We start from the raw sequence: 8,592 nt of genomic DNA, 5'->3' as shown, positions 1-8,592 counted from the left end.
CGACCGACGGGGTCAATGTCCAGCAGCTCAACGATGGGCTCGCCAGCACCCTGGCCTCCGCCAAGGAATATACCGACACCCGTATCGCGGCGTTCGACTATGACCTGGGGCAGCTTCGGCGTGACGCCAATGCGGGAATCGCCTCGGCCGTCGCGATCTCGAACATCCCGCAGGCCGTCAATCCGGGCAGAACGGCGCTCGGGCTCGGAACGGGCTATCGTGACGGCGAGTTCGCGGTCGCGGTCGGCCTTTCGACCCGCACCGACGACGATCGCGCGACCTTGAAGGCGACGATGGGCTACGACTCCCGTGAGGTCACGCTCGGCGCAGGTGTCGGCGTCGAATTCTGAGGCCGACCGGCAGTGCCGCGGCGGCGACCGCCGCCGCGGCACCTCGCTCGGAGAAAGCTTCGCGTCGCTCGGGGGTCCACGTGACTACAGGCTTGATGTCGCCACGGCCGTCGAAGGCGCTGAACCCGGCCTGCGGGAGCGTGCTCGAGCCTGTCACCTCGCGGACCGATCAGGGCCGACTCTGGATCGGCAGCCTGCCGCGGAGGGCATCCAGCCAATGTAAGAATCACGCAAAAATCTTGTGAAGTTAACACGTCTATTGAGGATTTCTCCTATCGAATAGTCCTTGGGCCTTATACCAACAGATAGCATTTTCCCGTCTCGGTATTCCGACGGCGGCAAATTGCCGTGGATAAAACAACCTTATTCTAAAGCATAAACTCGTGAACCGGAAATAGAACATGGGTAAACAAACCTACCGTATTCGTCCGATATTGCACAACGAACAGATTGATCTAGGTTGATTATAACAGAATCGAGTTGTCGCTCGATCTGTTCTGGAAGGTTCTTTGCGTGGCAGGTCGATCAAGCCGTCGTAAGTTCGTCTCGGTCGACCAGCAAGGTTGATATGACGATCTTGTGCAATGCCGAAGAAACGACCTGGGTTGAAACGGCAAACTGTCGGTGACGGCAGGGCGCAAAGCTTCCGGTCTTGGATCCAAGATAGCGGGGCTGCCAAACGGGGAAAAACGGTGGGGACTATCAAGAGTGGAAAGCGCTTCTCGCTTATGGTGGCGGCTGCGCTCGGCCTGGCGATTGTCGCCGGCAGCGCGCAGGCGGGGGCCCAGTCGGCCCCGCCTGCAGACGCGCCGGCCCCGGTCGCCGACGCTTTTCGGGACCAGGTCGAACGCGTCGGCGTGCGCCGCTGCGCCAACCTCTTCTCGGCGCTTGGCAACATCGTGGCTTACGGCGCCGCCCACAGCGTCCAGGTGCAGGCGGACCGCGAATCCCCCGATGAGCGCGGAGTCCAGGGCCTGGTCGGCATGACCTACGGCATGCCGGACCATCAGGGGCAGGCGGCCGGCATCGTCATCGCTGCGCCCGTCGGCGAGGGCTGCGAAGGGCAACTCGTGCGCGTGGCGCCGTTCCAGCGGCCATGCCCGGACGTCGTGGCATTGCTGCCGGCCGGCAGTAGGGAAGCTGGAACGCTCTCAGGCGTTCCGCTCTACGATCTCGGCGCCGAGCAGGGCCAGGGCCTGCTCGTGGCCAGCGGCGAAAGCTGCGTGGTCGTGACAGTCGCCGAAGGCAGGGACATCCGGTGAAGCCTTAGGGGGCGGCGTTGGCTGAGGCTCGCGAGGCGGCTCCCTCCACTCGGTCAAATTGGAATTTTTGTGTGGAGTGCACTCGCACGCCGGCGGGCGGCGAGGGCCTGTGTCTGTTCGATGCCGACGCTGCGGCGAGCAAAAAGGGGATTGGGTCATGTTCGGAGTTGAGTCTGCTTCGCGGAAGGATCGTCGCATTGGTTTCGCAGGTAACTGGGTCGTCGGCGCGCAAGGTGCGAGCTGGTCGGAGCGCCGCCGCCTGATGGCGGTGCTGCGCCGCGCTCATCGCGAACTCGGCGTCGACCGCAAGGATCTGGGCGTAGGCTCATTGGGCTTCGGCGGAACGTCGCGCTCGGCGCTGCTCGGATCGACCGCCCCCTCCGGGATGCTCGCCGGCTTGGCGGCCGTCGCAATCGGCGTCGCCGCCGTCCCGCAGGCTGCGAGTGCTCAAAACTACGCTGAAGGAGGCGGAACCGCGACGGGCGCGGACTCGGTCGCGATCGGCGCCGCCAGCCAGGCGAGGACCCCTGCCGGCGGCACGGGCAGCGCCATCGCGATAGGAGCCGACGCCCAGGCGATCAACACGGCCGCGGGAGGGTACAATCCTATCGCTATCGGCTCAGCGACCAGAGCGACCGGATTGTCCGCTATAGCCATCGGCTCGTTGACACAGGCCGCCGGCGACGAGGCGGTAGCCATCGGCATCAATTCCCGTGCGTCCGGTCTTCAATCGGCCGCCTTCGGTCGGATCGCCAATGCAACGGCACAGCGCGCCACGGCCGTCGGCTATCTGACCACCGCATCGGGCGTTTCGTCTCTCGCGCTCGGTGACCAGGCAAACGCGACCGGGCAAGGCGCCGTTGCGACCGGCTCCCTCGCTAGCGCAGGCGCCCAGAATGCTGTCGCTGTCGGTGCCCAGGCGAGGGCAACCGCGTTGAACTCCGTCTATCTCGGTGCGCGCACCGGTCCGACGACGGGTGCCCTCCAACAGGGCGCCATTGCCATCGGGACGGACGTGACGGCAAACGCGGTCGACGCCACTGCGATAGGACGCCAAAGCCAAGCGACCGGGGCCAGGGCCGTGTCGATGGGTGTCCTGGCGAACGCATCGGGCGCGTCCGCCTTCGCGCTTGGCACTAACGCTGCGGCTTCGTTCCAGAATGCCTTGGCGCTTGGCACGGACGCAACGGCATCGTCAGGTGAGACGGTCGCGATCGGCGCCGGATCCACGGCCAGCGGTGGGTCCGCTGGGGGCTCGAGCGTCGCCCTGGGACAGGGAGCTCAGGCCATAGCGAACGGGGACGGCGGCTCTCCGATCGCGATCGGCGGCAATTCCAGGGCGATCGGCACGTCCGGAACGCCCCTCGGCGGCAACCCCGCTTATACGTTCTTCGAAGCCATCGCGATCGGCAACAATACGAATGCTTCGGGCCAGGGCAGCATGGTCATGGGCATCTCCAGCGCGGCGTCCGGAAACGGCGCTTCGGCGCTCGGTCTTGGAGCCGTTGCCTCCGGCGAAAATTCCATTGCCTTCGGCACATCCTCGACGGCCAATTCGGCGGACTCGGTTGCGATCGGCAACGATGCCACGGCGACGGGTGGCCGCGCGGTCGCCATCGGCTATGGCAATGTCGCCGACGGCAATGGCGCGGTGGCGATCGGTGATCCAAGCACCGCCACGGGCGACGGTGCCGTGGCCCAAGGCATGGACAATACCGCCACCGGCAATGGCGCGATCGCCATCGGCAACACGAATATGGTCGGTGGCGGTGGTCAGGCGGTCGGCGTGGCAGGCACGCCCGCTCAGGGTGCGGTCGGCATTGGTTATCAGAATATAGTGGTGGGCCAGGGCAGCGTCGCGTTGGGCAGCACCAGTAGCGCTCTTGGTGCGGGCTCGCTTGCGTTCGGCGATACGGCGGTCGCCAATACTGCCTACGACGTTGCGATCGGTTCGGGTGCGCAGGCGACGGGTGGCGGTGCGGCCGAGAACATGGCGGTGGCCATCGGCTCCGGCGCCCAAGCTACCAATATGGGCTCCATCGCCATCGGCAATGCTTTCGGACCGGGTGTCGTTGCATCCGGGCAAGATGCGATCGCCATCGGCACGGCGACGTCGGCTACCGGCGCGAGCGCCGTTGCGCTCGGCGCTGGCGCGACTGCAAGCAATGCCCGCGATGTTGCGCTAGGGGTGGCTTCGGTAACCTCGGCAGCAGCGCCGACCGCAAGCACCATCATTCGCGGCAATACCTACAACTTCGCCGGCGCCGCGCCGACCAGCGTGGTCTCGATTGGGGCCGTCGGCTCCGAGCGCCAGCTTCAGAATGTCGCCGCGGGCCGGATCAGCAGCAGCTCGACCGACGCGGTCAACGGATCGCAGCTCTTCGCGACGAACCAGGCACTCGACACGCTCGCGACCAGCATCGCGGGGTCGACGCCGCATTATTGGAGCGTCAACGACGGCGGCAGCGCTGGCGCAAACTATAACAACGATGGCGCGACCGGCCTCAACGCCCTCGCTGCGGGCATCGGAGGGCGGGCGACGGCGTTGAACGCCATCTATCTTGGCGGACGCACCACTCCGTCATCAGGAGCTACCGCCCAGAGCGCCATCGCCATCGGCACCGACGTCACAGCATCGCAGATCGACACCATTGCGATTGGGCGCCAAAGCCAGGCAACTCTGGCGGAAGCGGTTGCCGTAGGGCACCTGGCCCAGGCGAGCGGACTCAACGCACTCGCGGCCGGCGGCAACGCCATCGCAATCAACGACGGCGCGGTTGCGCTGGGCGCACGGGCTGAGGCAAACGGCCAGCAGACGGCGGCCCTGGGTGCGGATGCGTCCGCCCTTGGCTTTCAGACGGTCGCAATCGGAACCGGCAGCAGCACCGACGGCAATAGCACGGTCGCATTAGGCACCGGAGCCAATGCGACCAACTTCGCTTCCGTTGCCTTGGGTCTGAACAGCACGACGGACGGGAACAGCACGATCTCGATCGGCAGGGCCGCGCAGTCTCATGGATTTGAAGCAATGGCGATGGGCGCCGAAAGCTCGGCCGATCTCGGCGGTACGGCCATTGGTGCGCGGACCGTTGCCACTGGGAATCTCTCGACCGCCCTGGGCCGGTCGGCAACCGCGACCGCGGACAGCGCCACTGCCCTCGGTGTCCTCGCCGACGCCGGCGGGGTGGCCGCCGTTGCTGTCGGCAACCTTGCTCGATCGACCGGAAACACTGCGGTTGCGGTTGGCGGGCAGGCGCTGGCCGCTGGTGACAGCACGGTTGCTGTCGGCCAAGGCGCCGGCGCGGGTTCGACCATCGCCAATGCGGGATCGGTCGCGATGGGCGTTGCGGCCGGTACGCTCGTTAGCGGTGCCCAGAACAGCGCCATTGGCGGCGGCATACCCAGCGCCATGCGGGGCGCCGGATCCGGCGTCACGGGCACGCGCAACATCGCCATGGGGACCGGGGACGGGAGCGTCTCCTATGACGGTACCCTCAGCGCTTCTGCGGGCAACTTGGTAACGGGTAACGACAACATCGCGCTCGGCACCAATGCGGGTATCGGCGTTGCCGCCGACAGGACGACCTCGATCGGCTTCAACGCAAACGCCAATGCGCAGAACGGCATCTCGATCGGAACGAACAGCATTTCGTCCGGCATCGCCGCCGTCGCCGTGGGTCCGCTGGCGGAAGCGACCGCCCAGAACGCGACTGCCATCGGCATCGACAGCACGGCATCGGGGCTGAACGCCTTCGCCGCCGCCGCGCAGGCCAATGCGTCCGGTAATCAAAGCGTCGCCGTTGGCGTGCGATCGGTCGCCAGCGGGCTGGAAGCCACGGCGCTCGGCTATCTGAGCCAGGCGGCGGGCATCAACTCGACCGCTATTGGCAACCAGGTCACCGCGGCAGCAGACAACAGCATCGCCATCGGCGCCAACACGGGGCTTGCCGTGGACGCCATTTCCACGTCGGCCATCGCCATCGGCTGGGATGCCAAGGTGGTGAATGCGCCTGACGCGATCGCGATGGGAACCGGGGCGCTCGCCGATGCCGCAGAGGCTGTAGCGCTCGGTACCAATGCGGTTGCGACCGGCGGCAAGGCGGTCTCGATCGGCTCAAACAACACCGCTTATGGCGACGGCGCGGTCGCGATCGGCGATCCGAGCTATGCCAGCGGCACCGGCGCCTTCACCGGCGGCGCGGACAACATCGCCAATGCGGACGGCACGGCCACGGCCACTGCGGCGAACCAGGCGGCCGGCGCGGTCGCGATCGGCAACAGCAACGTGGCGGTCGGCCAGGGATCGGTCGCGCTCGGCAACGACAGCAGTGCGCTGGCCGCCGGTGCGCTCGCCTTCGGCGACACCGCCGTGGCCAACAATGCGGGCGATGTCGCGCTCGGCTCGGGGTCGGTGACAACGGCGCCGACGCCGACGCCGAGCATCACGCTCGGAGGCACGGCCTACACCTTCGCCGGCGATGCGCCGACTAGCGTCGTCTCGGTCGGCGCCGTGGGTTCGGAGCGGCAGATCCAGAATGTCGCGGCCGGCCGGATCAGCGCCACCTCGACCGACGCGATCAACGGCTCGCAGCTCCACGCCAGCAATCAGGCGCTGCAGGCGGCGATCTCCGGGGCAGAGACCCACTATTTCAGCGTCAACGACGGCGGCACGGCGTTCCCCAACTACAACAATGACGGTGCGACGGCGGTCAGTTCCATCGCGATCGGCGTGGCGGCCTCTGCCACCGCGGGAAGCTCCATTGCCCTCGGCTTGCGAGCCGCGACGTCGGGCGTGAACTCACTTGCCGCGGGTACGGACACCACCGCGACCGCCTCCGGCGCGGCGGCCTATGGCTGGGAAGCCGAAGCCACCGGCGTCAACTCGAGCGCGTTCGGTCGCCTTGCGGCGGCTGGCGCGCAGAATTCGGTGGCGATCGGCGGTGCAAGCGGCGCTACCGAATCGAACTCGATCGCCGTTGGGTTCACCAGTCGAGCGATTGCCGTGGACACCGTTGCGATAGGCACGGGTGCCGTCGCCAACTCTGCGGAAGCCGTCGCCATCGGTACCGCCGCTACAGCAACGGGCGGCAAGGCGGTCTCGATCGGCTCGAACAACACCGCTTATGGCGACGGCGCGGTCGCCATAGGCGATCCGAGCTATGCCAGCGGCACCGGCGCCTTCGTCGGCGGCGCGAACAACATTGCCAATGCTGACGGCACGGCAACCGCGACCGCGGCCAACCAGGCGGCGGGCGCGGTCGCCATCGGCAACAGCAATGTGGCGGTCGGTCAGGGCTCGGTCGCGCTCGGCAATACCAGCCGCGCGGGCGGCGCGGGCGCGCTGGCGCTCGGCGACGCCGCGACGGCGACCAATGCCGCCGACGTCGCGCTCGGCTCGGGCGCATTGGCAACCGGGAACGGTTTGCCGGACGGCATGGCCATCGCTATCGGCGGGGGGCAGGCGACAGACGCCGGCGCCATCGCCATCGGTAACAGCTTCAATGGCGGCACGCAGGCATCGGGGCGCGACTCGGTGGCACTCGGGACCGAAGCCCAGGCGTCGGGATCCATCGCCACGGCGCTCGGCGGTGGCTCCCTAGCCACGGGGGTTCAGTCCGCTGCGGTCGGCTTCCGCGCCACTGCCAGCCAGACCGATGCGCTGGCGCTTGGAACCAACGCTGTCGCAGGAACCAGCGCCGGGGACGTCGCGCTGGGCTCCGGCTCCGTGACTTCGGCACCGACCCCGACTCCGAACATCACGCTCGGCGGCACGGTCTACGATTTCGCCGGTGACGCGCCCACCAGCGTCGTCTCGGTCGGCGCCGCGGGCGCCGAGCGGCAGATCCAGAACGTCGCGGCCGGACGGATCGACGCCACCTCGACCGACGCCATCAACGGATCGCAGCTCCATGCCAGCAATCAGGCGCTGCAGGCGGCGATCGCCGGCGCCGAGACGCACTATTACAGCGTCAACGACGGCGGCACCGTCGGCGCCAATTACAACAATGACGGCGCGACGGGCCAGAATTCGCTCGCCGCGGGCGTCGCGGCAACGGCCACGGGCACGATGAGCACGGCGACCGGCTACAATGCCAGGGCGACGGTGCAGGGGGCCACGGCGTTGGGCGCGTCCAGCCGTGCGGAAGGCACCAATTCCCTTGCCGTCGGGCCGGCATCGGCTGCGCTCGGACAGTCGTCGACCTCGGCCGGCTACCTGTCGAGTGCCTCGGGGCTGGCCGCGGCCGCGCTGGGCTACCGTGCCGAGGCGGCGGGGGCGAACTCGGCCGCCGTCGGGGCCTTCGCCAGCGCCGCCGCCGACGATGCGGTCGCCATCGGCGCCAACGCCGAGGCCTCCAACGTCGGCGACGTGGCATTGGGCTCGGGCTCGGTGACCGGGGCGGCCGCGCCGACCGGCAGCATCACCCTCGGCGGCACGACCTATAATTTCGCGGGCGGGGCGCCGACGAGCGTCGTCTCGATCGGTGCCCCCAGCGCCGAGCGCCAGCTGCAGAACGTCGCAGCCGGCCGCATCAGCGAACTGTCGACCGATGCGATCAACGGCTCGCAGCTCTACGCGACCAACCAGAAGGTCGAGGAGAACACGACCGACATCGCCAACCTCGATGACCGGGTAACCATCGTCGAGGGCGACATCACCGACATCAACAATGGCGCGGGCATCAAGTATTTCCACGCCAACTCGGCGCTGGCGGACAGCCAGGCGCTCGGGACGGATTCGGTGGCGATCGGCCCGAACGCCGTGGCCAACAATGCCGGTGACGTCGCTCTCGGCAACGGGTCGGTCACCGACGTCGCGGTGGCGACCACCGGTGCGACCATCGCCGGCAATGCCTACACCTTCGCGGGCGATGCCCCGACTTCGACGGTCAGCGTCGGCGCGGTGGGCGCCGAGCGGCAGATCCAGAACGTCGCGGCCGGCCGGATCGCCGCCACGTCGACCGATGCGATCAACGGCTCCC

At 67.9% G+C, this 8,592-nt stretch carries 3 protein-coding genes and 1 riboswitch; all 3 genes read left to right on the top strand.

Annotation, left to right across the window (positions count from 1 at the left end):
- The coding region (locus EKM57_RS21610; protein ID WP_206185542.1) for a YadA-like family protein at positions 1 to 350 on the top strand (350 nt) is incomplete at its 5' end.
- A 602-nt stretch (positions 351 to 952) separates the two neighbouring features.
- Positions 953 to 1,030, top strand: a riboswitch (cyclic di-GMP riboswitch).
- Between the two features lie 12 nt (positions 1,031 to 1,042).
- Positions 1,043 to 1,612, top strand: a complete 570-nt coding sequence (locus EKM57_RS21605) for a hypothetical protein (protein WP_129794612.1) — start codon at positions 1,043 to 1,045, stop codon at positions 1,610 to 1,612.
- 157 nt (positions 1,613 to 1,769) lie between these two features.
- Positions 1,770 to 8,592: hypothetical protein (locus tag EKM57_RS21600; RefSeq protein WP_129794611.1), on the top strand; the 6,823-nt coding region annotated here is incomplete at its 3' end.

It is taken from the genome of Sphingosinicella sp. CPCC 101087, assembly GCF_004151485.1.
Taxonomy (GTDB): domain Bacteria; phylum Pseudomonadota; class Alphaproteobacteria; order Sphingomonadales; family Sphingomonadaceae; genus Allosphingosinicella.
The sequence above is the reverse complement of the archived record's forward strand: the minus strand, read 5'-3'. Positions and strand labels throughout refer to the sequence as shown.